This window comes from Streptomyces sp. NPDC021225, from assembly GCF_044332865.1.
Classification (GTDB): Bacteria; Actinomycetota; Actinomycetes; order Streptomycetales; family Streptomycetaceae; genus Streptomyces.
On sequence record NZ_JBIRPV010000001.1, the window covers coordinates 185,065 to 211,424 of the forward strand.

Consider the following 26,360-nt stretch of genomic DNA (forward strand, 5'->3'; position numbering starts at 1 on the left):
CGAACGGAGGTAATCCGCCCGGGCCGCCGCGTGTCGCTCGCCCGGGGTGGAATGCAGCAGGGCACTCGGGAAACCACCGCCGCAGAGGTCGCCCATGCGCTCGCCCTCCACCCTCGCCGTCCGAGCCGCCCAGTCCGCCGCCGTGCTCGCGCTCGCCTCGCCGGTCCTGTGGTGCGGGCCCGCCCCGGACGCCGCCGCGTCCGTGCCGGAGTCCGCGTCCGTGCCCTTCTGCGGGCGGCGGGGGAGCGCCGACTTCCCGATCGACGCCCGGCTGTACGGCGGGCCGGCCCGGTACGCGCGGGGCGGCGGCTGGCGCGCCTGGCACCTGGAGCTGAGCAACACCACGGGCGCCGAGTGCCGCGCCATCCACCCCATCGCGATCCTCGTCGACCGCGGGCACGCGCTGCGGCCCCGCCACATCCGGATGGAGTTCCTGGACCCCGACGAGGGCGGCAGATGGCGGCCCGTCTCCTTCGAGATCACCGACGAGGACGAGAACATCGGGGTCTTCGACGTCCCCTTCCAGGGGTTCACCGTCCCCGCGCACGGGAGCGTGAAGGTGGCGGTGCGGTCCCGCTTCACCGGCGCCGCCCCGGCCGGCCCCGTCACCGCGAACGTCATCACCATGCAGCGCCGCGCGGACGACGGGGACTGGGTCGGCCAGTCCGACGACTACGACTTCAGCGTCGAGGGCGCGAGGGACGCGAGGGGCGCGGGGGCGGAGGAGACGGGCGAGACGGGCGAGACGGAGGGGGCCCGTACCGGCGCGCCCCGCACCGACGGGCCCCCTGCCGACCGCGAGCCCGGCGCCGATCAGAGGACCGGCGCCGACGGGCGCACCGTGGGCACCCGCGAGGAGGCCTCCGGCGGCACCGGCCCGCGCGGCGAGGGCAGCAGTCGCGACCATCTGCCGCCGGAACTCGCCGCGACGGGCCGGGGCCCCGTGCTCCTCCGGCTCGCCGTCGTCAGCGGCGCGCTCGTCCTCACCGGCACCGCGCTGCTGGTCAAGGCCCGGCGGCTGAGGCGGTGAGGCGCGGCGCGGCCGCTACTGCCCGCGGGGCGGCCCGCCCCGGCGGCGCATCTCCTCGTCCAGCTTCTCCGCGCTGCTCCGGGGCTGGTCGGCGGCGCCCTTGCCGCTCTTGCGCGGGGCGTGCCGCGCCCGCTCCTGGCCCTTGTTGATCGCTTCCTTGAGCTTGTCCTTGATGCCCATCTGAATCTCCTTCGCGGGGGAGCGGAAGAGGCCCGTCGGAACGCGGCCCCTCACCAACAGGATCGGCCGCCCGCCCGGCCCTGTCGCGCCGGGCCGCCCGCCGCGGCCCCCGCGGGCGGGTCTGCCGAGGTCAGAAGGGGACCGGGGCGGTCCGCTCCGGGCCCGGCTGACTACGCTTGGCTCGTCGGCACCGCTCGCAGTGGCGCGGCCGGTGTCCCCACTCACGCGTTACTGGCGCATGGCAGGAGAGTCCGCAATGGCAGAGCGCAAGCCGATCGAGTCCTGGCTCACCGACATGGACGGGGTGTTGATGCACGAGGGCATCCCGGTGCCCGGGGCCGATGCCTTCATCAAGCGGCTGCGCGAGTCCGGCAAGCCCTTCCTCGTGCTCACCAACAACTCCATCTACACCCCGCGCGATCTGCACGCCCGGCTGTCCAGGATCGGCCTCGACGTGCCGGTCGCCAACATCTGGACGTCCGCGCTGGCCACCGCGCAGTTCCTGGACGACCAGCGGCCCGGCGGCACGGCGTATGTGATCGGCGAGGCGGGGCTGACCACGGCCCTGCACGACATCGGCTACGTCCTCACCGACGTCGAGCCGGACTACGTGGTGCTCGGCGAGACCCGTACGTACAGCTTCGAGGCGCTCACCAAGGCCATCCGCCTGATCGACAACGGCGCCCGCTTCATCGCCACCAACCCCGACGAGACCGGGCCCTCCGCGGAGGGCGCGCTGCCCGCGACCGGTTCCGTGGCCGCGCTGATCACCAAGGCGACGGGGGCCGAGCCGTACTTCGTCGGCAAGCCGAACCCCCTCATGATGCGGGCCGGGCTGAACGCGATCGGCGCGCACTCCGAGAGCAGCGCCATGATCGGCGACCGGATGGACACCGATGTGCTGGCCGGTCTCGAGGCGGGCATGGAGACCTTCCTGGTGCTCACGGGGGTCACCCAGCCCGATGAGATCGACCGGCACCCCTTCCGGCCGTCCACGGTCGTGAACTCCATCGCGGACCTGGTCGAGCGGATCTGACGCCCGCCGGAACGCGCCGCAACGTACCGGAGCGCGTCTGACCCGTACGGAGCAGCCGGGGGCCGCAGCGGATGCGGCTTCCGGCGGTGCGCGTGAGCCTCGGTGGTATCAGGAGGTTTCACCATGCGCCCGCTCGCCCTCACGCTCCGTATGGCCGTCTGTGCGGCGGCGGTGGTCCTGGCCATCGCCGGCCCCGCCGTCGCGGACCAGGAGGACGCCGCCCCCGCACGCCCCGGCCATGTCCACCGCGCCCACTCGGACCTCGCCCCGGCCGACGACGCGGCGCGCCGCGGCCTCGGCGGGGCCGAGGCGTACGGCCTGGTGCTCTCCGGAGTCACGGCGCTGGCCGTCGCCGGGATGGCGGTGCGGCGCCGCCGTCGCCCGGTCGCCGCGGCGTCGGGCTGACGGCGGTGTACGGGAAGCGCCCCGGCGGCGTCGGCCGGGCGAGGGCGATCGCGGGGGTGGCCTGGGCGGCGCTGCTGCTCGGACTGTGGCTGTGGGGCCATGACGCGGCGGAGGGCCTGGGCGGAGCGGTGCCGTTGACGGGGGATGTGGCGGCCGTGGGGCGCCCGCCCACGCATCCGCTGCCCAGGGCGTGGCACCCGCTGCCGGCCGCGGCGGCGCGGCGCGTCGTCGTCGAGTCGGCGGGGATCGCGGCGCCGGTCGCCGGCCAGGGCCGGGACGGGAGCGGGGGCTGGTACGGGATGGGGGCGCGGCCGGGCGCCTCGGGGGCGGCGGTGCTGGTCGGGCCGGCCGACGCGGGGGTCCTCCGCCGCCTCGGCGGGGTCAGGCGCGGCGACGCGGTGCGGGTGTCCCGGGCGGACGGGACGGTGGCCGAGTTCACGGTCGAGGACGTCGCGATGGTCACCGCCACGCGGTTCGACGCGCGGCGGGTGTACGCGGCGCGGGCCGGGGGCCGCGCGGAGCTGCGGCTGCTCGCGGGCGGCAGGGCGCGCGGCGGAACGGTGGTGGTGTCGGCGTATCTGACGGGGAGCCGGTAGGCGGGGAAGCCCGCCCACCGGGCCCGAGGGTTACGCCGCGGTCGGGACCGGGTCCGGCCGGTGAGTCGTCGTGCCGCGCTCGCGCAGGGCGCGGAGGCCGAGGGCGCCGAACGTGGCGCCGAGGACCGCCCACATCACCGCGTGCGAGGCGAACGAGAGCATCCGGAAGTCCCAGAGCAGTGTGGACTCGACGGGGACCGGGTCGGGGTTGTCGGGGAGGGCGAACAGGGCGAGGAGCACCGCGACGACGGTCGCGGCGACCGCCGTCTGGGCCACGGCGGGACCGCGGCCCGCCGCCGTCAGCCGGACGTGCACCAGCCGGGCGAGCACCATGCCGAGCACGCCGATCGCCACCGCGGCGAGCCACATCGCCTGGCGGTCGCCGACCGTGCCCGCGTCGCCGACGCCCGGCGGGTTGGCCGGATAGCGCAGGCCTGGCAGGAGCGAGAGGCCGGTGAAGCCCGCCGCTGCGAGGGTGAGCGCGCGGGGCCAGGGGCGTGCGGAGGTGTCGGATCCGCGGTGGACGAGCGCGTGCGCGACCGCGAAGAAGACGCCGAGCGCCAGCCCGACGACCACGGCGGTGACGACGAGGCCGAAGTGCTGGGTGGAGCGGGAGAACAGCTCCTCGTGGTGGGTGACCGCCGCGGCCGCGGCGGCGTGCGAGTGCTCGCTCTCCTGGCGTTTCTCCTCCAGCCGGATGGCACGGTCCATCAGGGGCTCGGCCAGCAGCAGGGAGAACAGCCCGGTGGCGAGGCCCGCGAGGGCGCCCGCCGCCAGGCCACGCCGGAGCAGGGGGAGTACGGGAACGTGACCGTCTGCCATGGGGTGCCGGACCCGTCAGTGGCAGGGGGCACCGAAGAGGTGCCGGCCGTCGTGCGAGAACTCGTGCAGATAGTCGCCCGTCGCCGAGATCAGCGAGCCGTTGTCGATGAAGACCGCGTACAGGGCGATGAGAGCGAGGATGACCGCGCCGGCCGCGATCAGCCAGTCGCGGGTGTGGGCGGTGGCGGCCGAGACGGCCGCGGGGTCGGTGTGCCGTGCCGTGTGCAGGGACATCCGCTGTTGCCTCCTAGTGGGGTTTCCACGCCCCTCAGCAGGAAGGAGAACGACGGCCAGTTCCTGACTCCCGGAAGTGCGGCGCCGTTCGCGCGCGCCGACTCCTGGTCACAGTGGCGGGACCGTCCCGGATTCGCACCGGGTTCCTGTACACCGTCGTCTCGTTGTGTTGACTTGTCGCATCGGAGAGTCCCAGGCGGACGGGTACCTGTCAACCGGTCCCGGAGGGGCCGCTTCGCGCCGTACGGGCGAATTCACGCAAAGGGCTGTGGATAACCCCGTGAGGGCCGGTGTGGTGTGTAAGCATGGTTTCGACCGGTCTTGTCCTGCCGGGGGCCTGAGGGGTGTCCCCCGGAGCGTGCACCCAAGGGGGAGTGGATGTACGGGAGTTACACCGGCCGTCGGCGAGGATCTGTCCGTGCCGGGGCGGCGGTGGGGGCGCTGCTGTCGCTCGTGACGCTCTCCGGCTGCTTCGGCTCGTCGGGTTCCGGGCGTTCCGATCGCGAGGAGGAGGCGATCGCGGCGGCGAGGCCCGCACAGCGGCCCCGGAATGTCGTGCCGTATTGGGTGAACCCGGACGGCGCCGCGGCCCGGCAGGTCGCCGAGTACCGCAGGAAGGGGGAGACCGGCGAGGCGAAGCTGATACAGAAGATCGCCGCGCAGCCGGTCGCGGAGTGGCTGGGGGTGGACGACCCGGAGGGCCAGGCGCGGGGGTTCACCGAGGCCGCCGTGTCGGAGGAGCGTGACGCGCTGCTGGTCTTCTACAACATCCCGCACCGCGACTGCGGCCAGTACTCGAAGGGCGGCGCCGCCGACGGCAACGCGTATCGCGCCTGGCTGGACAAGGCGGTCAGGGGCATCGGCGACCGGGCCGCCACGGTCATCCTGGAGCCGGACGCACTGCCCCACGCGGTGGACGGCTGCACGCCCAGGCGGTTCCTCGAGGAGCGTTACGACCTGCTGACCGGGGCCGTGGACAAGCTCAAGGGGCTGCCCCGCACCAAGGTCTATCTGGACGCGGGGAATCCGCACTGGATCAAGGATCCGCGCCGGATGGCCGAGCCGCTGCGGCGCGCCGGGCTGAAGAAGGCCGACGGCTTCGCGCTCAACATCGCCAACTATCAGACCACCGCGGACAACAAGGCGTACGGCAGGAAGCTCTCCGCCCTGGTCGGCGGAAAGCCCTTCGTGATCGACACCAGCCGCAACGGCAAGGGGCCGGTGCCGGGCAAGGAGGACCCCGAGGCCTGGTGCAACCCCAAGGGGCGGGCGCTGGGCGAGACGCCCACGGTCCGCACGGGCGACGCCGCGGTCGCCGCGTATCTGTGGATCAAGCGTCCGGGCGAGTCGGACGGCACCTGCAAGGGCGGCCCGCACGCCGGCCGATGGTGGCCGCGGTACGCCCTCGACCTGGCGCGCAACGCGAAATAGTCATCACGCCCGCCTTGGGCGTGTCCCCGCGGCCACACGGCGGAGCCGCATATCGGCGCTGTCCCCTTACCCGCCCCTTCCCGCGGCATCGATATGCGGCTCCGCCAAGTGGGGGGGGCACTGCCCCGGCCCCCGGGGTCCAGGGGCGAAGTCCTTGGTTACGGGAAGGGGCGGGTAAGGGGAGTATCCAGCCGCAGGCGGCCCCGTAGTCACCGCGCCGCGGCTGTCGGGCGGGGGATCGGGGCGGTCAGTGTTCGGGGGTGTCCTTCGAGGCGGGCACCTTCACCCACACCGCCTTCGACGGAGTCCCCTCCTCGTCCGCCGCCGTGAGCATGTACCACCCCGGCGGGACCAGCGACGAGTCCTTCGGGATCCGCACCGTGACGCTGTCCTTGCTCCTGACGAAGTCCAGCGCGATCGACCGCTGCTCGACATTGGTCACATGGGTGAAGGAGCCGGGCCGGATCAGCCGCACCCGCTCGATCGCCGACGCGTGCGGGGTGCGGTAGGTGGCCTTGGCCCCGCGCTTGAGGGTCCGGGGCGCGGTGTCGGTCAGCTTGGGCCGTGCGTCGCGGAACAGATAGGGAGGGGTGTAGAGATCGATCTGCTGCTGGAACGTCCCCGGCTTGGTGTTGGCGTCGTCGCCGAACAGCGAGTCGGAGCCGAAGGTCATCACCCGTCCGTCGGGCAGCAGCAGCGCCCCGGAGTGGTAGTTGCGGCCCACCAGCGGGTCGGCCACGCCGCGCGCGGTGTTGCTCCTGGCGTCGTAGATCTCGGCCCGCAGCACATTGCTGCCGTCCCGCCCCCGGTAGTCGCCCGAGCCGTTGGTGGTCAGGACGGTGTCGTCCGGGAGGATGACACTGCTGGGGTAGCGGACCTCGGAGTAGAGCTTCGGCCCGTCGTGGAAGCGCGGCCGGTCCTCGCTCAGATCGACGATGCGGGTCTTCGCGGTGGACTTGGGGTCCTCGCCGACCCCGCCGCCGCCGAGCACCATGTACCGCTGCCGCTGGGCCGGGGGCAGCAGCACGGACATCGACGTCTCCAGGGCGTCCGGGTCGCTGATGCCGGGCACGGCCTTGAACGCGTTGGTCTTCAGGTCCCAGAGGCCGGGGGTGCGGCCCTTGTCGGCGGGGCCGTAGCCGGCGTTGGAGCCGGTGTAGAAGATCTTGCCGCCCTCGGCGAGGAACAGCGCCGGGTAGGTGGGGAAGAACCGCTTCTTGGGCAGGTACTTCCACTTCTTGGCCTTGGGGTCGTAGACCTCGTTCTTCCCCGGCACGACCTGGCCGATCTCGTCCAGGCCGGAGACCGAGAGCACCCGGCCGTCCTGAAGGGTGGTCAGGGTCGGGTACCAGCGGGCCTCGTTCATCGGGTCGACGGGCACATACCGCTCGGCGACGGGGTCGAACTCGTAGGCATCCCTGATGCCCTGGAAGTCCTTCTTGTCGAAGGACAGCTTCTGCGCGATGCCGTAGAAGTTCTGCCGGTCCTTGCCCCGCAGCCCCGCGATCCGGTAGTTGTCCTCGGTGCCGGTCTGGTAGCGCGCTCCCCTGCGCAGCGCCTCCACATAGACCCGGGCGGTGCTGGCGGTCACGGTGACCTTGCCGGTCTTGTCGTTCTGGGTCTTCTTGGCGCGCGGGACCAGGACCGGGTCCTTGGACTCGAAGGTCTTGCCGTTCTCCTTGCCGGTGAAGCGGGTGCCCGACGGGAAGGTCTTCGGCTTGTCCGGGTTCTCGTTGTGGACGAACATCAGGCCGCCGGCCTTCTCGACATCGCCCTTGAGCTTCTCGTAGCGCTGGGTGCCGCCCGCCACCAGCAGCTTTCCGTCCGGCAGCTGGGAGTGTCCGGCGCAGAAGAGGTCTTCGGGGGTGGGGATGTTCTTGAAGGTGTTGGTCTCCGGGTCCCACAGGACACTCCGGAAGGACTTGGCGGCGAAGTTCTTGGCGTTGTTGCCCGAGCCGGCGACCAGCAGCACCTTGCCGGTGTGCAGCAGGGCGGCGTGGATCGTGTTGATCCGGTATTCCTCGGGGATGTTCACCACGGCCCAGTGGCCGTTCCTGGCCTTGTACTCCGGTTGGTTGATCTTGTATCGCTGGTATTTGTCCGAGCTGAACCGGTAGAGGGCCGGTCCGTTCATTCCGGCCAGCACGAACACAGCCGCCGCACCGATCCCGAAGCGGCGGGTGCGGCGACTCGGTCGGTACTTCACGTCTTATCGTCCCCCAAGGGATGGATCGGCGGTCTGCTTCTCGGTCCGTTTCCCCTGGCGGACGGTCCACCGCCAGGCGACGATCGGCGCGGCCGTGACAGCCAGGGCAAGCGATGCCCAAACGGTCATCGCTGGATGACTGTGGCCGAAGTAGGAGGAAGAGGCGAGCGACCCGCCGAAGACCGCCAGGAAGAAAAGGTGAATCCGGAAGGTGCCGAAGAGCGTGTCGGGGCTCGCCGAGTCGCCCTTGGGCGTCACCACGAACCGGCTCTTGCGGCGCAGCACGGCGTCCATCAGCGAGCGGGCGTAGATCGGCGCGGAGAGCGCGGACATCACCATGCCGGCCACGCCCCCGGAGCCCTCCGGCTCGTGTGGGGAGACGTTGTGCCGCCGGTTCCAGACGTACAGGCCGATCTGAAGGGCGGAGGCGTTGCCGTAGAGCATCATCCAGATGGCGGGGTCGATCTGGAGGCCGGCGGCGCCGAAGCCGAGGAAGAGCGCGCAGCTGAGGGCGGCGAGAATCCAGTTGAGCGCCGACGCCGGATAGAAGATCACCATCAGTGTGTAGTTGAGGAGCCTGCCGGGCGGCAGGGTGAACGGCGCCTTCCAGAACTGCTTGAGGAGCGTCTCGTAGGTGCCCCGCGACCAGCGCAGCTGCTGGGTGAAGAAGTCGGTCCAGGCGGCCGGGCCCTCGCCGACCGCGAGCACGTCGGGGGTGTAGACGGAGCGCCACTTGCGGCCGGTGGCGGGGTTGCGGTGGCGGTGCAGCTCGAAGCCGGTGGCCATGTCCTCGGTGATCGAGTCGTACAGCCCGCCGATGCCCTTGAGCGCGCTGATCCGCACGGCGTTGTTGGTGCCGACGAACATGGGGCCGCCGTAGGCGTTCCCCGCGCGCTGGATGAGGGCGTGGAAGAGGAACTGCTGGCTCTCGGCGGCCTTGGTGACGGCCGTGTCGTAGTTGCCGTAGACCTGCGGGCCGACCACGAAGGCCACGTCGGGGTCGCGGAAGTAGCCGAGCATCCGCTCCAGGTAGTTGGGGAGCGGTACGTGGTCGGTGTCGACGGAGGCGAAGTAGTCGTACGCGGCGCCGTGGGCGTCCAGCCAGGCGTTGTAGTTGCCGTGCTTGGTCCGGGCGCGGTGCGGGCCCTTGGGCCGGTTCCACCTCTCGACGCCCTTGCGGCTGAAGTGGCGTACGCCCAGGCGCGCGCAGACCGCCTTCACCGCCGGGTCGTCGCCCTCGTCGAGGAGCCAGACGTGCAGCGCTCCCCGGTGGCGCACGCGCACCGCCGCCTCCAGGGTCCTGGTCACCATCTCCAGCGGCTCCTTGCCGGGCACGAAGGAGGTGAGGAAGGCGACCCTGGTGTCGGCCTCGGGCACCACCGGGACCGGGTCGCGGGCGACCAGGGTGGCATGCGCGTTGGAGAGCACATTGAGCGTGCGGAACAGCTCGATCAGCCCGATGGAGACCAGCATCACCGTGTCCATGACGGCCATGACCGGGCCGACGCCCTCCCGGCTGCTCCAGTGGGCGGGCCGCATCAGCCACAGCAGCAGCCCCAGCGCGAGCAGGGGCGCGGCGCCGATCAGCAGCGAGGCGCGGATGCGGTGCGGCTCGTCGGCCAGCAGACCGCGGTAGCGCACCCGATACGGTTTGGCTGAATTCGCGGCGTCTTCGGCATTCGGTCGGGTGAGCGGGCCGGCGAGCCGGCTGTAGTGCTCGTAGTCGTACGTCGGCAGCGGCGGCCGGGGCCGGCGCCATGGGGGTCGGCCCCGGTGCTGCCGTGGGATGCGCAGCGGGATCGTTGCTGATGGATCGGCCGCGGACGGTTCGGTGGTGGACGGATCGTACGAATGCTGCCGGGCGCCGGTCGGCGTCGACGTCATGGTCATTCCCCCCGCACGCGAAAGCCGGTCGCGTGCCTGAAGCCCGTTCTCGTGTCCTCTCCCCCGAAACGGCCCCTCTCGGCCGTACAGGCACATTAGTGGAGGCAACCGACCATGCGGACATAGAACGACTACCGCGCAATACGCAACAGCGAGAATCAGACTTTTCCGGCGGGGAGCCGGGTCATCCGTGACGGGTCATGGGTGACGGGTCATGGGTGGTGCGGAGAGCCCAGTCGCTCCCGGATGTCGCCGAAGTGATCGCGGACCGCGGCCTCGGCCCGTACGACATCGCCGCTGCGCACGGCCTCCAGGATCTCCCGGTGCTGCCGACAGGTGATCTTGGGGTCGGCGTGGCGGTCGACCAGATCGGTGCGCACCCGGTGGAAGGCGTCCCAGAACGCCTCCAGCATCTCGCTGAGCAGCCGGTTGTCCAGCCCGCGGTGAAGGGCGGCGTGGAAGGCCCGGTCGGTCTCGGCGCGCACCGCGCCCTCGGCGGCCTCCGACTCCATCCGCTCGACCAGGGCGTCCAGCTCGGCCAGGTCGGCCTGGGGTATCCGCCCGGCCAGCCGCGCGATCAGCCCGGTCTCCACCGCCTCGCGCAGCTCCAGCAGCTGGAGCAGGCTGTCCTCGCCGCGGTAGTGGCCGGCGACGGTGCGGAAGATAAGCCCCTCGATCATCGGAGCCATCGACATCGGGCCGACATAGGTGCCGAAGCCGTGCCGGATCTCGACGATGCCCATGGCCTGGAGCCCCTTGAGGGCCTCGCGCACGGAGTTGCGGCTGACGCCGAGCAGCTCCATCAGCTCGGTCTCGGTCGGCAGCGAGGCGCCGGAGGGCAACCGCTGGTCGACGATCAGGCGCTTGATGCGCTCCTGGATGTCGCTCGCCATGCCGCGAGTGTGCGCCGCCACAGCCACCTCCGATCCGATCAGCTTAGCGGGGCGCGCGGCCGGGTGGACCGCGGCGAGCGCCCTTGCAGGGCCGTCCCATCTGGGGGCGCTTCCGTAAGTCGCCCGAGCGTGTTGGAATGGGCCATACATGCCGCTACTGGCATAAGTAGGGCATTTACGTTCTCCCCAGGGGACTCGCGTGGCGCAGTCACCGCGGGCCCCCGTCGGCTGTCGGGGTGGTGCGGGAGCCGGTCTCCTCGCCACCGGGTGAGGTCTCGATGGAGGAGTGGCACGCGGCGAAGGCGACGGATCGCCCCCGGACCTGGAGCGAGGAGCGGCTCGCGCTGCTCTCGGCGGTCGACGCGGGGCTCACGGACCGCGAGGTGGTGCAGCACGCCCTGGACCAGGCGGTGGCGGAGCTCGGCGGCCTGGCGGGAGTGGTGCACTGGTCCTGCGGGCCGGCGGGGAGCTGTGCGCTGCGCCTGGTGCTCGCCACCGGGCTGCCCCGGCCCGCTTTCCGGGAGTGGGAGGAGATCCGCGAGGACGACGCCTCGCTCGCCCCGGTCCGCGCGGTGCGGGACGGCGGGTTCGTCTGGATGCCCGCTACGGCCCCCGGCGCCCCCGTCCCCGAGCCCCCCGTCCCCGACGCCGCCGCTTGCGATGCGCCCACGTCAGACGAGCCCGGGGCCGCAGTCCGCCTCTCGCGAGGGCGGTTGCCCCCGGACACCATGGTCGCCTCGGTCCCGCTGTCCGGCCCCGGGGCACCGCTGGGGGCGCTGTCCGTGCTCACCGGCCCCCGCGAGCCGACCGCCGCACAGCGGAGCTTCCTCGCGGCGGTGGCCGCCTGGGCGGCGGAGCGCCTCGCCCGTTCCTCCCCGCTGGACACCGAGCGCTACCCCTGGTGGCAGGAACAGGGGCGGGAGCAGCCGGGCGGATCCGACCTCCGGCTGGCCCTGGAAGCGGTCAAGATCGGCTCCTGGGAGTGGGGCATACGCACCGGCGACATGGTCTGGGACCAGGCGGGGCTCACCCTCCTCGGGATACCCGACGACTACGAGCACCGGATCGAGAGCTGGATCGACCTGGTCCACCCCGAGGACGTGCCGCGCGTGATGGCCGCCACCGAGGAGTCGCTGCGGACCCGCGGCATCTACGAGGCCGAGTACCGGGTCTGCCGCCCCGACGGAACCACCGGCTGGGTCCACAGCCGCGCCCATCTGGAGCTCGACGAGAACGGCGAACCCATCCGCATGATCGGCAGGGTCTGGGACACCACGGAGAGCCGGATCGCGCGGGAGTCGGTCGGCCGGGCGCTCCAGTACATGAGCGACGGGTTCCTGGCCGTGAACCGGGAGTGGCGGATCACCTTCCTCAACGTCGAGGCCGAGCGCCTGGTCGGCCCCGCCGGGGACGTACTCGGCCGGCTGCTCTGGGACGGCCCCGCGGGCACCGTCCCCGGCCTGGAGGGCCGCTGCCGCCAGGCCGCCGCCGACGGCAGGCCGGCGGGTTTCGACATCCAGTGGCCCACCGACGAGCGCTGGTACCACATCCGGCTGGTCCCGGTCCCCGACGGGCTGACGGCCTATCTCACCGACGTCACCGACCGGCGGACCCGCGCCGCGCGGCGTGAGGCCGCCGAGCGCGCCGCCGCCGAGCAGGCGGCGCGGATCAGCGAGCTGACGAGCGCCCTCGCCGAGGCGGTAACCACGCGCGATGTCGTCGATGTCGTGGCCGCGCACATCCTGCCGCCGTTCGGCGCCTCGGGCCTGTTGATCCAGGCGATCGAGGGCGACCGGCTCCAGGTGGTCGGATCGGTCGGCTATTCGCAGAACTTCCTCCACATCCTCGACGGGGTTCCGGTGCTGAACGGCTACCGTCCGGTCACTGACCTGATCAGCTCGCGCGTTCCACGCTTCATCTCCTCGGCCGACGAGTACGCAGAGCTCTTCCCCGACCTTGCCGGGAACCCCGCGATCGCGCACAAGAACGCATGGGCCATGCTGCCGCTGATCGTCTCGGGCACTCCTATCGGCTGCTGCACGGTCTCCTTCGACTGGCCCCGCCACCTCAGCGGGGACGAGCGCACCCTGCTCACCGCGCTCAGCGGCATGGTCGCCCAGGCCCTGGCCCGCGCGCGGCTCTACGACGCCGAGCACGCCCGCGCCCAGGCGCTCCAGCGCGGGCTGCTGCCCCGGGCCCTGCCCCCGTCCGCTGCCTTCACCGCCGCCGTCCGCTATCTGCCCGCCAGCAGCGGCACCGACGTGGGCGGCGACTGGTACGACGTCATCCCGCTGTCCGCGGAGCGGGTGGCCCTGGTCATCGGCGATGTGATGGGGCACGGGCTGACCGAGGCGGCCACGATGGGCCGGCTGCGCACCGCCGTGCACACGCTCGCCGACCTCGAACTGCCCCCCGAGGAGGTCCTCGCCCATCTGAACGACATCGTGAGCGACCTGGGCGACGACTCCTACGCCACCTGCCTGTACGCCGTGTACGACCCGGTCACCGGCGTGTGCTCGCTCGCGCGCGCCGGCCACCCCCCGCCGTTCATCGTGCGTCCGGACGGGTCGGTGGACAGCCTGGACCTGTCGCCCGACCCGCCCCTGGGCGCCGCCGAGCCCCCGTTCTCCACCGTCGAGTTGCGGCTGCCCGGCGACAGCCTGATGGTGCTGTACACCGACGGGCTGGTGGAGTCCGCCGCCCGCGACATCGAGCGGGGCATCGCCGAGTGCTCCCAGGTGCTGACCTGCGGCCTCGGGCGGAGGCTCGCCGGTCTCCCGGCCGACGGCCCGCACACGGCGCATACCCCGCACACGGACGAGGGTCCGGCGGGGCCGCCACCGGACCCCATCGCGGACCGCGAGCGTCTCGACCGCCTCTGCGACGTCCTGATCAGCGCCATGCTGCCCGCCCAGCAGCTGACCGCCGACGACACGGCCCTGCTCATCGCCCGCCTCCACCGGCTGCCCGCCGAGGACGTCGCCGTCTGGCCGCTGCCAGCGAACCCGGTGGCCGCCGGCCACGCACGCGAGTACGTCCGGGAGCAACTGGCGGCCTGGGGCCTCGACGAGCTGGTCATGACCACCGAGCTGCTGGCCAGCGAGCTGGTGGGGAATGTCGTCCGGCATGCGAAGGGGCCGGTCCAGCTGCGGCTGCTCCGGGGCCGGGCGCTGGTCTGCGAGGTCTCGGACGGCAGCGCCACCGTGCCCCGGATCCGCCGGGCCGCCGACACCGACGAGGGCGGGCGGGGGCTCCAGCTCGTGGCGGCGCTCTCCCAGCGCTGGGGCACCCGCTACACCGCCCACGGCAAGTCCATCTGGACGGAACAGGCCATACCGGCCGCCCGCCCCCGGGCCCGGGAGGAACCCCGAATCCGGGAATCCGCGGCCCAGGAGACGGGAGCGCTGGGATGACCGCACCGGCCGCGCCGGTGTACGGGGACGCGATCGCCAAGGTCGAGCCCTTCGGCACCGGCCATATCCCCGACCACGAGCGGCACGGCACGCCCCGGTCGCAGTTCTTCGTCTGGTTCGCCGCCGGGCTCAACTTCCCCATCGTGGTCCTCGGCTTCGCCGCCACCGGCTTCGGGCTGAGCCTCGGCGCCGCGATCGTCGCCATCCTGCTGGGCGCCCTCGTCGGATCTGCGCTGGTCGCCATGATGAGCCGGATGGGGGTGCGGCTCGGGGTGCCCCAGCAGGTCCAGGCCCGCGGACCGCTCGGCTACTACGGCAACTTCCTGCCCGTGGCCTATGTGAACGTGTTCGCCGGGATCGGCTGGGCGGCCGTCACCGCGATCCTGGGGGGCAAGGCCTTCGCCGAGCTGACCGGAGTGCCGTTCTGGCTGTGCGCGCTGGCGCTCCTGGCGCTTCAGGCGGCGGTCTGCGTCTACGGCTACAACATGATCAACAGCCTTCAGCGGGTGCTGGCCTATGTCCTCACCCCGCTGTTCGTGCTGATCACCGTGGTGGCCCTGGTGCGCGGCGGCGGCGCGGCGCATCCCGCCCGGCACCCGGGCGGATCCCTCGGCGCCGGAGGCTGGATCACCTTCGCGGGCTGGTTCCTGGCCTTTCTGGTGGCCTGGGCGCCGTTCGCCTCGGACTACTCGCGCTATCTGCCGGACACCCCGGAGATCGCCCGGCGGGCGGCCTGGTACACCGGGCTCGGCAACTTCGTCACCATCTCCTGGCTCGGCACGGTGGGGGTCCTGGTGGGCAGCGGGGCCCACGGCGCGGACCCGATCGTGGCACTGCACCGGCTGGCCGGGCCGTTCGCCGCCCCCGCGCTGATCGCGATCGCGGTGTCGGCCTTCGCGCAGAACTTCCTGAACATCTACGGCAGCGCGCTTTCCCTCCAGACGCTGCGCGTACCGGTGTCCCGGGTCGGTGCGGTGGTCTGCGTCAGCCTGCTGACGTACGGGGTCGTGCTGTGGGGCGCGGCCGGTACGGAGGCGAAGTTCGTCTCGTTCCTCAATCTCACTACGTACTTCATCGCACCCTTTGTCACCGTCCTGATACTCCACTACCTGCGCGGCGGCGGGTCCGACAGCCGTCGGGTCGGTGAGCTGTACGACCGCGGCCGGGTGCTGGAGTGGGGGATCGTGGCCTGGGCCGGCGGGGTGCTGGCGGCCGTGCCGTTCTGGAGTTCGCGGCTGTACACCGGCCCGCTCGCGGCGGCGCACCCCGGCTGGGGCGATCTGAGCATGTTCGTGGCGGCGGCCGTGGCCGCGGTGCTCTATCTGGCCCTCCACCGGCTGCCGCCGCTGTGGACATGCGACAGGGGCCCCTCGGATAACCGAGAAGCCCCTGGTCAGTGGCTTAAGCCAAGGTGCGCCGCCAGGGACTCGAACCCCGGACCCGCTGATTAAGAGTCAGCTGCTCTAACCAACTGAGCTAGCGGCGCCTGCTGACGATTGAATCCTACCTGACCTGGCGGGGTGCTCCGGACCGGGCGCGCTCCATTGGTATGGACATGTCCCTGACTTGGTATGGACATGACTAAGAATTCGCCGCTACTCTGCGACTTGGTCTAGACCGCAATGCACTCGGCTCGCCGAAGCACTCCCCACGTCTTCAGGAGCGAAGCATGCGCAAGAAGATCAGCGCCGCTGTGATCGGCATCGGGCTCGCGGCGATCTCCGTCCTCACCACCGGCGGCAGCGCCGCCGGCCACGCCTACACCGACTCGCCCATCAGCCGCCAGAAGCTGTGTGCCAACGGCACCGTCACCAACTGCGGCGACATCCAGTACGAGCCGCAGAGCGTCGAGGGCCCCAAGGGCTTCCCGTCGGGCGGTCCGGCCGACGGCACGATCTGCGCGGGCGGCAACAGCAGGTTCTCCCAGCTGGACGACCCGCGTGGCGGCCAGTGGCCGACGACCAAGCTCACCGCCGGGCAGAGCTACACCTTCACCTGGCGCTTCACCGCCTCGCACGCCACGACGGACTTCAAGTACTACATCACCAAGAACGGCTGGAACCCCGGCCAGAAGCTCACCCGCGCGAGCCTGGATTCCGCGCCGTTCCTGACCGTCCCGTACAACGGCCAGCGGCCGCCGTCCACGCTCTCCCACGCGGGCACCATCCCGAGCGGGAAGACCGGCAGGCACCTGATCCTCGCCGTGTGGACCGTCGCCGACACCTCCAACGCCTTCTACGCGTGCTCGGACGTGCAGTTCTGATGAGCCCACGGGTCTGAACACCGCGGGGCCCGGCCCGTCAGCGTCCGCCTTCGGGTCGGGCCCCGCGCCGTCTCACACGTCGTACCGGCCCGCCTTCACGCCGCGTACGAACGCGGCCCAGACGGCCGGGGCGGTGCCGAGGACCGCGCCCGGGTCGTCGCTCTCACGCAGCCGGACCAGGCCGTCCCACGCGGCGACCTCGACACACTGGCCCTCGCCCACGGAGTGCGAGGACTTGCGCCAGCGCGGGCGGGCCGCGCCGGCGGGCGGATACGGGCTCGGGGCCGCGTCATGCGGGTTCTCGGGTAACTCGGGGATGTTCATGGTGTGGGGCCCTCTTTCCTACGAGACCGTCGAGGAGGGCCTTCGTCTCATCCGGCGACAGCGCGCTGTCGACGATGTGGCCGAAGGCGTCGGCGAAGACATTGACGTCGTCGACTCCTTCGACGTACACGGGGCCGCGCAGGTTCTCCTGGGTGACCACGTCCGGCATCGGACCGGGGAACCCCACGAGCGTGAAGGCGCCCGCGTCCCCCGGGTTGGGCGCGGCGTCGATCGGCATCACCTGGAGCGTGACCGTGGGCCAGTCCGCCACGTCCCGCAGCCGCCGCAACTGCTCGGTCATGATGGCCGGGCGGCCGGCGAACCGCCGGTGCAGGGCCGCCTCGTGGATCACGGCCCACAGCAGCAGCGGAGCGCGCGGGCGCGTCAGCACCGCCTGGCGGGCCAGCCGCACCTCGGCGAGCGCGGCGACCTCCGCCTCGGTGCGGGCGACCGCGTTGGCGGCGATCGTCTCCCGCGCGTAGTCGGGCGTCTGGAGCAGGCCGGGGACGACCAGCGGGGCGTAGTCGCGGACGCGTTCGGCGTCGCTCTCCAGCGAGATGTAGTCGGCGTACGCGGGGGCGACCACGCCGCGGTAGGTCTGCCACCAGCCGCGCTTCCCGGCGTCCTTGGCCAGCCTCTCCAGCGCCGCGCGCACCTCGGCGTCGCTGATCGCGTAGGCCTCGAGCAGGGTGGCGACCTCGGTGGCGCGGATCGTCGCGTTCGCGTTCTCTATCCGCGACAGCTTGGGGGCGCTCCAGCGGCGGGCGTCCGCGCGCCCCCTCTGGGCCGCGTTCAACGCCTCGGCGGCCGCGTCCAACGTCATCCCCGCTTCGGTGCGCAGCTTCCGCAGAGTGGACCCCAGCCGCCTGCGCCGCACGGTGGGCACTGGGTGGTAGGACATACCGCCAGTCTGACGTATCGCCAACTACGACGACCAGGCGGCATATGCCAGTCTTGCGTGAGTGGGTCGAAACATTGCGAGTAGCACGGACATGGGACAGGATCGCCTGTGCGACACGGCAGCGCGCCGTGCTCTGGAGGGCCCTGGACGACATGGCAGAGAACACCCCGCAGGGGGCACCTCCCAGCGGTGGCTGGGAGAGATACGAGCTACGTCTGCGCGTCCATCCGCAGACGCTCGCGGACGTGCGCCGCGTCGTGGGCGCGCGGCTGCGCCAGTGGGGCCGCGAGGAGTTGATCACCCCGGCGGCCATGTGCGTCACCGAGCTGCTGTCCAACGTCCATAAGCACGCCGCCTCGCCCGACTGCGTGCTCACCCTGGAGAACCGCCCGTACGGAATATGGGCCGCCGTCAGCGACACCGAGTCCTCGCTGCCGGTGGTCAAGGAGCCCGACTTCCTGTCCGAGAGCGGGCGCGGGATGTTCCTGCTGAGCAAGACGGCCGACGAATGGGGCACGGACCTCAACACCACGGGAAAGACGGTCTGGTTCACGCTTCGTGCGGAATCCGTCGGTCCGTGAGCCGCCGTTCGGTAGCGTGCTGTGTGGATGACGATGGCGGCGCGTGAACCGGGGAGGGGCCGATGGATCCGCTGACGGCGGGAGCGCTGATCGCGGCGGTCAACGCGGTGGTGTCCGGGGCCGGCGGCGAGGCCGGCCGGCGGGCGCTGGAGGGGCTGAGCGCGCTGTCCCGCAGGGTGCTGCGGCGGGGTGCGGCCGACCCGGGGGCGGATCCCGCGGGCGACCCGGGCGCGGACCCGGCGGGTGACGGCGAGCCCGTCACGATTCCGTACGACGACCCGGAGCAACTGCGCCGGCTGGCCGAGCTGCTGGTCGAACGGGCCCGTCAGGACCCGGAGTTGAGCCGCGATCTGGCGGCCTGGATGAGCCGGTACGGAACGCCGTCCGGAGAGGCCGGCGCCGTCCACAATTCCGTCTTGGGCGATGCCCGTATCACCGGGCCCGTTATTCAGGGCCGGGATTTCCACGGCCCCATCAGCTTCGGCTCGTAGCGACGGGACGCGGCGCGACGCGTCGGCCCCCGGCGCCCGGCGGCGTCTCACCCCCCGGACGGGGGTAGCAGGCATCCGGCGGGCGGCTGGCAGCAACCGGACAGCGGCTCGCGCCGCCGCTCGCCCAGTGTGGTCCCGTGGATGCGCTCGGTGTCGGGTCGGTGGCCGTGCGCCGGGGATGCCTGCAACTTCCTGACAGACGGCGTGTCGTTCCACGCGCGATGCGATGCGCTAGGATCTGACACGCCGTCATTTGCCAACTCTTTACCTAACCCGTTGCGTTGACGTCGTCGCTGTGTGCGAATTAGTGTCGTCGGCGAAATTGCATGGCAATTGCTCCTGCCTGCGTGGCGCAACAAGAAGAACGCGAGGCGGGAGTGGCACGAGCAACTGCACGACCAGAAATTCTCGAACCAGGCCCGAAATTCGATAAATAGGTCACCTTCGCCCAGCAGGGGAAGTCATGGTTGGTCTTGCGAGGATGCCCGAGCCGTCACCCGAGCACGGGGCGGCCGGCGCCGCGGGCTCCGACCATGTGGAGCGGGCGCTGCTGGCGGCGCACGACCTGATCGAGACCGCGGTGTCCCGGCACCGCCAGGATCTGGCCCGCCAGTCGTGGGTGCGGGCCGGGCCCGGCGGTCCTTCGGTCGCCGAGGCGGCCGTCCGGCTCATCGCCGGAGCCGAGCGGACCGTGGCCGTCGTCCTGTCCGGAGACCCGGAGCAGGAGGAGGCCGTCTGCTCGGCGCTCGCCCGTCCGCCCGTCCCCGGCCGTGAGGGCGTCGCCGTCCGGCTGCTGTGTCTGCCGCGCGCCCTGGCCGGCCCGCGAATCCGCGCGCTGGCGCGCACCGACCCGCGCTGCGAGGCGCGGACGACCGACGGCGGGTTACCCGAGGCCCTGCTCGTCGACGGCCGGATCGGCTACGTACGGCCGGAGCCCGAGCCGCACCGCGGGGCGGGGCGGGAGCCGGAGCGGGCGGGGCCGGGGGTCTCGCTCGTGGAGGACCCGGCCACGGTGCAGACCCTGGATCTGATGTTCGCCGGGGCCTGGGGGAACGCCGTGGCGCTCACCGAGCCCCCGCGCCCGGCCGGACGGCTGTGCACCGACTCCGCGCTGCTGATCCTGGAGTGTCTGCGGGCCGGCCTCACCGACGAGGTGGCGGCGCGCGACCTCAAGGTGTCGCTGCGTACCTACCGCCGGTACGTGGCCGAGATCATGCGCGAGCTGGGCGCGCACTCCCGGTTCCAGGCGGGGGTGCGGGCCGTGGAGGCCGGGCTGCTGCCGGGCCACCCCTGAGAGCACTCGAGACCTGACCATGTCGCGAGGCGGGATGACGAAGGCATGACCAAGCGATGACGGAGCGGATCAGCGAGGACGTCCTCGACCGCACCCTGCGGGAGGTGCGTACCCTCCTGGAGTCCACCGTCCACGAACACCGGGCCCGGCAGTCCCGGAGCGCGCAGTTCGCCGAGGTGGGGGTGGCGGACGCCGCCTTTCTCGCCGCCGCCGAGGAGGTCGCCGGCCAGGCCGTGCGCAGCGTCGACGCCGCCTTTCCGGAGCCGAGCCCCCGGCTGGCCGCCGACCACGCGGCCCTGCACGCCCTGGTCTCGGGCCTCGGCGACACGGTCGACGTACGGGTGCTGCGCACCCGGCCCCTGGCCGAGCCCGGCCCCGCGCTCGGGCCGGGCGGCGGCCTCGGGGCGCGCCCCGCGCAGATCCGGATCGCGGCGGTCGCGCTGCCCACGGCCGTGATCGCCGACGGCCGGACCGCCCTGGTGTGCACGGACTCGGCCGACGGGCGGCAGGCCTCGCTCGTCCAGGACCCCGCCGTCGTCGCCGCGCTGCACGGCATGTTCGGCAACATCTGGCGCACCGCCGCGCCCGCCGTCCGCCCCCTCGACTTCGGCAACCGAGCCCGCACCGAGATGGTGCGGCGGGTGCTGCGGCGGCTGGGGGACGGGGTCACGGACGAGGCCGCGGCCCGCGAGCTGGCGATCTCGGTGCGCACCTACCGCCGGTACGTCACCGGAATCCTGGAGTTGCTCGAGGTGAACTCCCGTTTTCAGGCCGGTGTGCGCGCCTCCGAGCTCGGCATCCTCGACCGATTCTCCGGCGGTGCGTGAAGAACCGGCGTGGACAACCGGTGACAACCGGTGGGAAGAACCTGCGGGAGAGTCCCGGGAACATCCCTGTCAAGATCGCCGTCAAGAGCCCGGCTAAGATCGCCGTCAAGCTCTTTTTCATGACGGAGCGATTTCCTTTTTCCCAACCGCATTGTGATCCGGAGCGGGCTGGCGATAGGTTGCACGCGGGCGTGCCGGGAGATCTGGCAACAGCCGGTAATACAAGGGGATTTGGGGATGACGCAAGGGCGCGGAAGGGGTGCGACCGCCACGGCGGGCGCCGATGGCGGACCGGGGACGGCCCCGCCGCATTCACCCCGTCCCGGACAGGTACGAAAGTCCGGCAAGAACAGCGGCAAGAACAGCGGAAAGGCATCGCACAGGGGTCGCGGAAGTCAAAGCGCCCGAGGGGCGCATGGCCGCCGAGTTCGCGGGAACGCGGCGGGATCCCTGTTCCGCGGGGTGCTCCCGCCGCTCGTATTCGGGGCGGCCCTGCTCATCGTGTGGGATCTCGCCATCCGCGTCGGCGCCGTGGACACGTTCTACCTCCCGGCGCCGTACGACCTGGCGAAACATTTCGTCGACGAGTTGCTGCACGGCGATCTGCCCAAGTACACCGAGCAGACGGTGCGGGAGGCGCTGGCGGGCTGCGGCATGGGGCTCGGGGTGGCCCTGCCGCTCGGCTACCTCATCGCGCGCAGTGACCTCGCGGCCTCGGCGCTCCAGCCGTATCTGGCCGCGTCGCAGGCGGTGCCCGCGGTGGCCCTGGCCCCGCTGTTCGCGCTGTGGTTCGGCTACGGGCTGCTGCCCTTCGCCATGCTGTGCGCGCTGCTGGTCTTCTTCCCCATCCTGGTGAACACCGTACTGGGCCTGCGTTCGCTGGACCCCGATGTGATGGGGGCCGCGCGCGTGGACGGCGTGGGCTGGTGGGGGATGCTCTGGTACATCGAGCTGCCGCTCGCGCTGCCCAGCATCCTCACGGGGGTGCGCAACGGCTTCACCCTGTCCATCACCGGTGCGGTGGTCGGCGAGTTCGTCATGGGCGGCGAGGGGCTGGGACAGCTCCTGTCGGTCCAGCGGCAGGAGGCCGACACCATTGGGCTGTTCTCGACGCTCGTCATGCTCGCACTTCTCGCCGCAGTCTTCTATGGCGTGATTCGCCTGGTCGAGCGGCTCGTACAGCGCTGACCGACATCTTCCACTCATTGAGGAGAAGTACGTGCGTTTGGTTAGGACGTCCACGAGGCACACCCCGAGACACCGGGTCATGGGGGCGGCTCTCGCGTCGGTGGTGGCGCTGGCCACCCTGACCTCGTGCGCCGAGAAGCCGAAGGACGCGGGGGACAAGGTCGGAGAGAGCATCACGGTCGGGCTGACCTACACGCCCAACATCCAGTTCGCCCCGTTCTATGTGGCGGCCGAGAAGGGGTACTACAAGGACGCCGGGCTGAATGTCACCCTGCGTCACCACGGTGCCGCGGAAGATCTTTTCGGAGCCCTGAAGTCGGGCAAGGAAGACGTGGTCTACGCGGGCGGGGACGAGATGCTCCAGGCCCGCTCCAAGAATCTCCCCATCGTGGACATCGCCACCTTTTATCAGAAATACCCCGTGGGCCTGATCGTCCCCAAGGAATCCGACATCAAGAAGCCCACGGACCTGAAGGGCCGTACGATCGGCACCCCCGGTCCCTATGGCGAGACCTATTTCGGTCTGCTGGCCCTGCTGAAAGAGGGCGGCCTCTCTGTCAAGGACGCCGACGTGAAGAACATCGGCTTCACCCAGCAGGCGGCGCTGACCGGCAAAAAGGTCGAGGGTGTGATGGGTTACCTCAACAATGACGCCATCGCCTTCCAGGAGGCCGGCAAGGAGGTCCGCGCCCTGACGCTCGACGGGGGTGCGGAGGGCGACCCGCTGGTCGGGGTGGGAATCGGCGTCGAGAAAAAGACGCTGGACAAGCGCGGCGACGACATGAAGAAGTTCGTCGAGGCATCTCTGCGGGGTCTGCGGTACGCCATCGACAACCCCGAGGAGACCGTCAAGCTCAGCGAGAAGTACGTGCCCGGGCTGGGAGACTCCAAGCGGCACAAGAACGCGCTCGCGGTGCTCAAGGCCACCACGCCCATGATGCAGAACGACGCGGGCGACCTGGGTGCCAACGACCCGCAGAGCTGGAGCCGCATGGCGGACTTCATGTACGAGCAGGGGCTGCTGGAGAAGACGGTCACCCCTGAAGAGGCGTACTCCAACGACTATCTGCCCAAGGCGTAGTCAGCCACACCCGGCCGGGCGGCGGGAGCTCACCCGCCCGCCGCCCGGTGGTCCGTCGCCCGGTGGTCCGTCGCCCGGTGGTGCAGTGCGCCCGCCACCGCGAACGCCGCCGCCGCGCCGCCCGCGAGCGCGACCCAGCTGCCCGTCGCGGAGGTGTGCGCGATCACCAACAGCCCGATCGGCGGCCCGGAGGCCGTGCCGAGGTTCCACGCCAGCGACGCCAGCGCGCTCGCCCGGCCGACCGCCGCCTCCCCGGACCAGCGCAGCAACAGCGGATAGAACGCCGAGGAATACATCAGCTCGCCCGCCGCGAACACCACCGCGAAGGCCAGCAGCAGTCCGTACCGCACCACGGACGAGGCCGAGTCCCCGGCGAGCACCGCGCCGAGACCGCAGCCGAACGCCGCCGCCCACAGCACCGGACCGGCGGCCAGCGCGACCGTCTCCGGCAGCCGCTCCAGTCGGCGTCGCAGCAGCGGCTGGAGCGCCACCAGCGCGAACGAGTTCGCCGCCACCACCGCGGACACCCACCCCAGCGTGACGCCCATGTGGTCGTGCAGCAGCAGTGGCACCGTGGCCTCGATCTGCGTGAAGCCGACGATCGCGAACAGCGCCTGGGCCAGCACCAGCAGCGCCATCGGGCGGCCGCGCAGCAGCGTGCGGTAGGTCGGCCCGCCGCCCGGCTCGCTCTTCTCTTCCCGTACCTGGGCGGACTCCCGCGGCCGCAGCGCCCAGATCGCCACCATCAGCGGCACCGCGGCCGCCGCGTTGGCCACATACAGCCAGCGCAGCGTCCCGACCGGGGCCTGCGCCCCATGCAGCACCAGCCCGGCGACGACCGAGCCCGCCCCGATCCCCACGTTGTTCACGATGTGCCGGACGGAGAACGCGGTACGGCGCCCGCTCTCCGGGACCGCGGCGTCCACGACGCCGACGATCGAGGCGTAGAACAGGCCGAAGCCCACCCCGACGCACGCGCCCGAGATCAGCACCGGAACCACCGCGTCGACCGGCGCCAGCATCCCGTACCCGACCGCCAGCGCAGCGGCGCCCAGCGCCCCCACCCGGTGCGGCCCCGCCCGGTCCGCGAGCGGCCCGCCGAGCAGCGCGGCCGCGAAGCTGGCCGCCGCCATCGCGATGAAGTAGCCGCCCGCGGCACGGGAGCCCAGCCCCAGTAGCTCGCTGATGTAGATGGCCGTGAACGGGAAGCAGAGGCCGTTGCCGAGGGTGGACAGCAGCAGACAGCCCATGAGCAGGCGAAAGCGCCGCCCCAGGGACTCGCGGGGCGGCGCGGCGTCTGCCGTCAAGAAGCCCGCCCGGCGCCCAGCGCCTCGCGCACCTTGAGCAGCTCCTCCACCTGGCGCAGGTCGTACGGCGCGGCCAGGGACAGCACCACATGGACCGCTCCGGCCTCGGCGAAGCCCTCCACGAGCGGCAGCTGGTCCGGGTTGACCATGACCGTACGGGCCACCTCGCCCGGGTCGCGGCCGACCCGCTCGCACCACTGGTCCAGCACGCCGTTCAGCTCGCGGAAATCGGCGACCGGGTCCTCGGAGGCCCAGCCGTACCAGTTCCACCAGTCGGCCTCGCGCGCCACCAGCTCCAGCGTGCGCCGCCGCCCGGCGCCGCCGATCAGCAGCGGAAGCGGCCCGGCGGGCCCGGGGTTGAGCTTCCCCAGCCGCTCTTTGACGGCCGTGAGGGAGGCGGCGAACGCGTCCATGCGCTCGGCCGGCCCCGGGAACGGGATGCCGTACTCCGTGTGCTCCGCCTCGAACCACCCCGCGCCGAGCCCCAGGACCAGCCGCCCCCCGCTGAGCTGGTCCACGGTGCGGGCCATGTCGGCGAGCACATGCGGATTGCGGAACGCGGTGCAGCTGACGAGGGGGCCGATGGTGGCCCGGCTGGTCTCGACGGCCATCGCGGACAGCAGCGACCAGCACTCGAAGTGGTTGCCGGCCGGGTCGCCGTGGTGCGGCAGGAAGTGGTCCCAGGTCCAGATCGAGTCGACGCCGAGGGCGTCGGCCTCGCGCCAGGCGGTGCGGAGTTGGTCGAGCTCGGTGTGCTGGGGGTGCAGCTGCACGCCCACGCGCAGGGTTCTCTGCGGCACGGTGTTCCTCTCGGTAAGTGGGTTTTGCTCCCCGCGCCCCCAAATCCAGCCCCTCCGGCGATTGAGGAGCGGGGTCTGGGGCGGAGCCCCAGAGCCGTCCGCAGGGCTACGGGGTCACGACGACCCGGTAAACCGGCGTCTCCGCGGCCTGCTTCAGCGCCTTCTCGACCTCGTCCAGCGCATACCGCGCCGTGACCAGCGTCTCCAGCCGCCCCGTCAGCGCGCCCCCGCGCAACAGCTCCGCCGCCGCGCGCCAGTCCTCCGGCTCATGGCTGAAGGAGCCGGTGACCGTCAGCTGGCGGCGGTGCACCTCGTAGCCGGGCAGCTCGGCGGGCGGCCCGCCGGGGGAGCCGCCGAAGAGCACGATGCGGCCGCCGTCGCCGACCGCGGCCAGCGCGGCGGCGATGGCGTCCTTGGAGGCGATGGTCACGAACACCACGTCGGCGGCGGGCAGTTCGCCGAGGTCGTCGGGGGTGACGGCCGCGTCCGCGCCGGCCGCCGCGATGGCGGCCAGGCGCTGCTCGTCCCGCTCCACCACGGCCACGCTGCGCGCCTGAAGCGCCTTGGTCACGGCGAGGTGCAGATGGCCCATGTAGCCGGCGCCGATCACGGTGACCCGGTCACCGGCCCCAAAGGAGCCGCGGCGCAGCGAGTGGACCACGCAGGCGAGCGGCTCGCCCATGGCGGCGACGGCCGGGTCGGTGTCGCCCACGGACCACACCCGCGAGGCGTCCACCTTGATGTAGTCCGCGAGCCCCGCGCCCATGGTGATCGCGCCGTCCTCGCGCTTGTGGCCCTGGAGGGCGACGCAGATGGCGGACTGGCCGGCCCGGCAGCTGCGGCAGGTGCCACAGCGCGGGAGCCCGTCGATGGTGACGAGGTCGCCGACGGCCGGCATGTCGTCGAGCCCGGTGGCCTTGTCGCCCACCTTCTCGACCCACCCGGCGATCTCATGGCCGGCGGCGGCGGGGTAGACGGTCATGCGTCCGGCGTACAGGTTGGCCTCCATGGTGCACACCCCGCACGCGGCGATGCGTACGAGCACCTCGGAGTCGCCCACGTCCGGTACAGGTATCTCTCTGATTTCCACCTGTTCTGGCGCGGTGATGACAGCTGTACGCATGGGAACTGCCTTCCGAATTACGGTCGTTGTGCCCGGAGGCTATGCCTGGG

The 26,360-nt window shown here is 71.9% G+C and carries 25 protein-coding genes, 1 tRNA gene and 1 riboswitch; of the genes, 14 read left to right on the plus strand and 12 right to left on the minus strand.

The annotated features are described in order from the left end of the window. Positions 1–94 precede the first annotated feature (94 nt). Positions 95–1,030 carry a hypothetical protein gene (locus ACH4S9_RS00880; RefSeq protein WP_385340365.1) on the plus strand — a complete coding sequence of 312 codons (936 nt, stop codon included), beginning with the start codon at positions 95–97 and terminating at the stop codon, positions 1,028–1,030. A gap of 15 nt (positions 1,031–1,045) precedes the next feature. Here ACH4S9_RS00880 and ACH4S9_RS00885 read toward each other — a convergent pair whose 3' ends face one another. Next, on the minus strand, positions 1,046–1,210 hold the full coding sequence (locus tag ACH4S9_RS00885; RefSeq protein WP_311727286.1) for an antitoxin: 165 nt from the start codon (positions 1,208–1,210) through the stop codon (positions 1,046–1,048). A gap of 256 nt (positions 1,211–1,466) precedes the next feature. Here ACH4S9_RS00885 and ACH4S9_RS00890 point away from each other — a divergent pair, with 256 nt between their 5' ends. The 3 genes from ACH4S9_RS00890 (at position 1,467) to ACH4S9_RS00900 (ending at position 3,247) form a co-directional block, all read left to right on the plus strand. Continuing rightward, complete coding sequence (locus tag ACH4S9_RS00890) at positions 1,467–2,246, plus strand: HAD-IIA family hydrolase (RefSeq protein ID WP_311727285.1); 780 nt, start codon at positions 1,467–1,469, stop codon at positions 2,244–2,246. A 123-nt stretch (positions 2,247–2,369) separates the two neighbouring features. Further along, complete coding sequence (locus ACH4S9_RS00895) at positions 2,370–2,651, plus strand: hypothetical protein (RefSeq protein ID WP_398368981.1); 282 nt, start codon at positions 2,370–2,372, stop codon at positions 2,649–2,651. 5 nt (positions 2,652–2,656) lie between these two features. Next, positions 2,657–3,247 carry a sortase domain-bontaining protein gene (locus ACH4S9_RS00900; RefSeq protein WP_398368983.1) on the plus strand — a complete coding sequence of 197 codons (591 nt, stop codon included), beginning with the start codon at positions 2,657–2,659 and terminating at the stop codon, positions 3,245–3,247. Positions 3,248–3,277: 30 nt separating this feature from the next. Here ACH4S9_RS00900 and ACH4S9_RS00905 read toward each other — a convergent pair whose 3' ends face one another. Continuing rightward, positions 3,278–4,069, minus strand: coding sequence for a CbtA family protein (locus ACH4S9_RS00905; protein ID WP_311727281.1), 792 nt, complete (start codon positions 4,067–4,069; stop codon positions 3,278–3,280). A gap of 15 nt (positions 4,070–4,084) precedes the next feature. Beyond that, positions 4,085–4,303: a CbtB-domain containing protein gene (locus ACH4S9_RS00910; protein ID WP_361187947.1), complete on the minus strand. Its 219-nt coding sequence runs from the start codon at positions 4,301–4,303 to the stop codon at positions 4,085–4,087. 36 nt (positions 4,304–4,339) lie between these two features. Next, positions 4,340–4,476, minus strand: a riboswitch (cobalamin riboswitch). Between the two features lie 205 nt (positions 4,477–4,681). Between ACH4S9_RS00910 and ACH4S9_RS00915 the strand changes: the two genes are divergently transcribed. Then, positions 4,682–5,734: a glycoside hydrolase family 6 protein gene (locus ACH4S9_RS00915; protein WP_361187950.1), complete on the plus strand. Its 1,053-nt coding sequence runs from the start codon at positions 4,682–4,684 to the stop codon at positions 5,732–5,734. Between the two features lie 247 nt (positions 5,735–5,981). On the opposite strand, the gene ACH4S9_RS00920 is transcribed toward ACH4S9_RS00915, so the two are convergent. From ACH4S9_RS00920 to ACH4S9_RS00930, 3 genes are all read right to left on the minus strand, one after another. After that, complete coding sequence (locus tag ACH4S9_RS00920) at positions 5,982–7,940, minus strand: galactose oxidase-like domain-containing protein (protein ID WP_398368987.1); 1,959 nt, start codon at positions 7,938–7,940, stop codon at positions 5,982–5,984. Positions 7,941–7,943: 3 nt separating this feature from the next. Continuing rightward, the gene (locus tag ACH4S9_RS00925) at positions 7,944–9,824 is read right to left on the minus strand and encodes a glycosyltransferase family 2 protein (protein ID WP_398368989.1); all 1,881 of its coding nucleotides are present in this window, start codon (positions 9,822–9,824) and stop codon (positions 7,944–7,946) included. A 212-nt stretch (positions 9,825–10,036) separates the two neighbouring features. Continuing rightward, the gene (locus ACH4S9_RS00930; RefSeq protein WP_358844614.1) at positions 10,037–10,717 is read right to left on the minus strand and encodes a FadR/GntR family transcriptional regulator; all 681 of its coding nucleotides are present in this window, start codon (positions 10,715–10,717) and stop codon (positions 10,037–10,039) included. Between the two features lie 236 nt (positions 10,718–10,953). Here ACH4S9_RS00930 and ACH4S9_RS00935 point away from each other — a divergent pair, with 236 nt between their 5' ends. Both ACH4S9_RS00935 and ACH4S9_RS00940 read left to right on the plus strand, forming a co-directional pair. After that, the gene (locus ACH4S9_RS00935; protein ID WP_398368991.1) at positions 10,954–14,130 is read left to right on the plus strand and encodes a SpoIIE family protein phosphatase; all 3,177 of its coding nucleotides are present in this window, start codon (positions 10,954–10,956) and stop codon (positions 14,128–14,130) included. Further along, positions 14,127–15,581 (plus strand): purine-cytosine permease family protein, encoded by a 1,455-nt coding sequence (locus ACH4S9_RS00940; RefSeq protein ID WP_398370474.1) that lies wholly within the window; start codon positions 14,127–14,129, stop codon positions 15,579–15,581. The genes ACH4S9_RS00935 and ACH4S9_RS00940 overlap by 4 nt, the downstream gene beginning before the upstream one ends. Here the strand turns inward: ACH4S9_RS00940 and ACH4S9_RS00945 are convergent. Then, a tRNA-Lys gene (locus tag ACH4S9_RS00945) sits at positions 15,543–15,616 on the minus strand. The two genes, ACH4S9_RS00940 and ACH4S9_RS00945, sit on opposite strands and share 39 nt — an antisense overlap. A 183-nt stretch (positions 15,617–15,799) precedes the next feature. Between ACH4S9_RS00945 and ACH4S9_RS00950 the strand changes: the two genes are divergently transcribed. Then, complete coding sequence (locus ACH4S9_RS00950; RefSeq protein WP_398368993.1) at positions 15,800–16,393, plus strand: lytic polysaccharide monooxygenase; 594 nt, start codon at positions 15,800–15,802, stop codon at positions 16,391–16,393. A 72-nt stretch (positions 16,394–16,465) separates the two neighbouring features. Here ACH4S9_RS00950 and ACH4S9_RS00955 read toward each other — a convergent pair whose 3' ends face one another. Together ACH4S9_RS00955 and ACH4S9_RS00960 are read right to left on the minus strand one after the other, a co-directional pair. Continuing rightward, positions 16,466–16,717, minus strand: coding sequence for a DUF397 domain-containing protein (locus ACH4S9_RS00955; RefSeq protein ID WP_398368995.1), 252 nt, complete (start codon positions 16,715–16,717; stop codon positions 16,466–16,468). Next, a complete protein-coding gene (locus ACH4S9_RS00960; RefSeq protein ID WP_311727271.1) occupies positions 16,683–17,618 on the minus strand; it encodes a helix-turn-helix transcriptional regulator in 936 nt (311 codons plus the stop codon). The genes ACH4S9_RS00955 and ACH4S9_RS00960 overlap by 35 nt, the downstream gene beginning before the upstream one ends. Before the next feature lie 152 nt (positions 17,619–17,770). Here ACH4S9_RS00960 and ACH4S9_RS00965 point away from each other — a divergent pair, with 152 nt between their 5' ends. The 6 genes from ACH4S9_RS00965 (at position 17,771) to ACH4S9_RS00990 (ending at position 23,080) form a co-directional block, all read left to right on the plus strand. Next, entirely contained in the window at positions 17,771–18,199 is a 429-nt protein-coding gene (locus tag ACH4S9_RS00965; protein WP_311727270.1) for an ATP-binding protein, read from the plus strand. Between the two features lie 62 nt (positions 18,200–18,261). After that, positions 18,262–18,690 carry a hypothetical protein gene (locus ACH4S9_RS00970; RefSeq protein WP_358844620.1) on the plus strand — a complete coding sequence of 143 codons (429 nt, stop codon included), beginning with the start codon at positions 18,262–18,264 and terminating at the stop codon, positions 18,688–18,690. Positions 18,691–19,171: 481 nt separating this feature from the next. Further along, positions 19,172–19,984: a hypothetical protein gene (locus ACH4S9_RS00975; RefSeq protein WP_311727268.1), complete on the plus strand. Its 813-nt coding sequence runs from the start codon at positions 19,172–19,174 to the stop codon at positions 19,982–19,984. 56 nt (positions 19,985–20,040) lie between these two features. Further along, positions 20,041–20,811 carry a DNA-binding response regulator gene (locus tag ACH4S9_RS00980; RefSeq protein WP_311727267.1) on the plus strand — a complete coding sequence of 257 codons (771 nt, stop codon included), beginning with the start codon at positions 20,041–20,043 and terminating at the stop codon, positions 20,809–20,811. 627 nt (positions 20,812–21,438) lie between these two features. Beyond that, entirely contained in the window at positions 21,439–21,999 is a 561-nt protein-coding gene (locus ACH4S9_RS00985) for an ABC transporter permease subunit (protein WP_311727467.1), read from the plus strand. 79 nt (positions 22,000–22,078) lie between these two features. Next, positions 22,079–23,080, plus strand: a complete 1,002-nt coding sequence (locus ACH4S9_RS00990) for an ABC transporter substrate-binding protein (RefSeq protein ID WP_311727266.1) — start codon at positions 22,079–22,081, stop codon at positions 23,078–23,080. Positions 23,081–23,109: 29 nt separating this feature from the next. Here the strand turns inward: ACH4S9_RS00990 and ACH4S9_RS00995 are convergent, their stop codons facing one another. From ACH4S9_RS00995 to ACH4S9_RS01005, 3 genes are all read right to left on the minus strand, one after another. Then, positions 23,110–24,387 carry an MFS transporter gene (locus tag ACH4S9_RS00995; protein ID WP_398368999.1) on the minus strand — a complete coding sequence of 426 codons (1,278 nt, stop codon included), beginning with the start codon at positions 24,385–24,387 and terminating at the stop codon, positions 23,110–23,112. Next, on the minus strand, positions 24,384–25,187 hold the full coding sequence (locus tag ACH4S9_RS01000; RefSeq protein WP_358844624.1) for an LLM class F420-dependent oxidoreductase: 804 nt from the start codon (positions 25,185–25,187) through the stop codon (positions 24,384–24,386). Before ACH4S9_RS01000 ends, ACH4S9_RS00995 begins: the two co-directional genes overlap by 4 nt. 106 nt (positions 25,188–25,293) lie before the next feature. Continuing rightward, on the minus strand, positions 25,294–26,310 hold the full coding sequence (locus ACH4S9_RS01005) for a zinc-binding dehydrogenase (protein ID WP_398369002.1): 1,017 nt from the start codon (positions 26,308–26,310) through the stop codon (positions 25,294–25,296). Positions 26,311–26,360 lie beyond the last annotated feature (50 nt).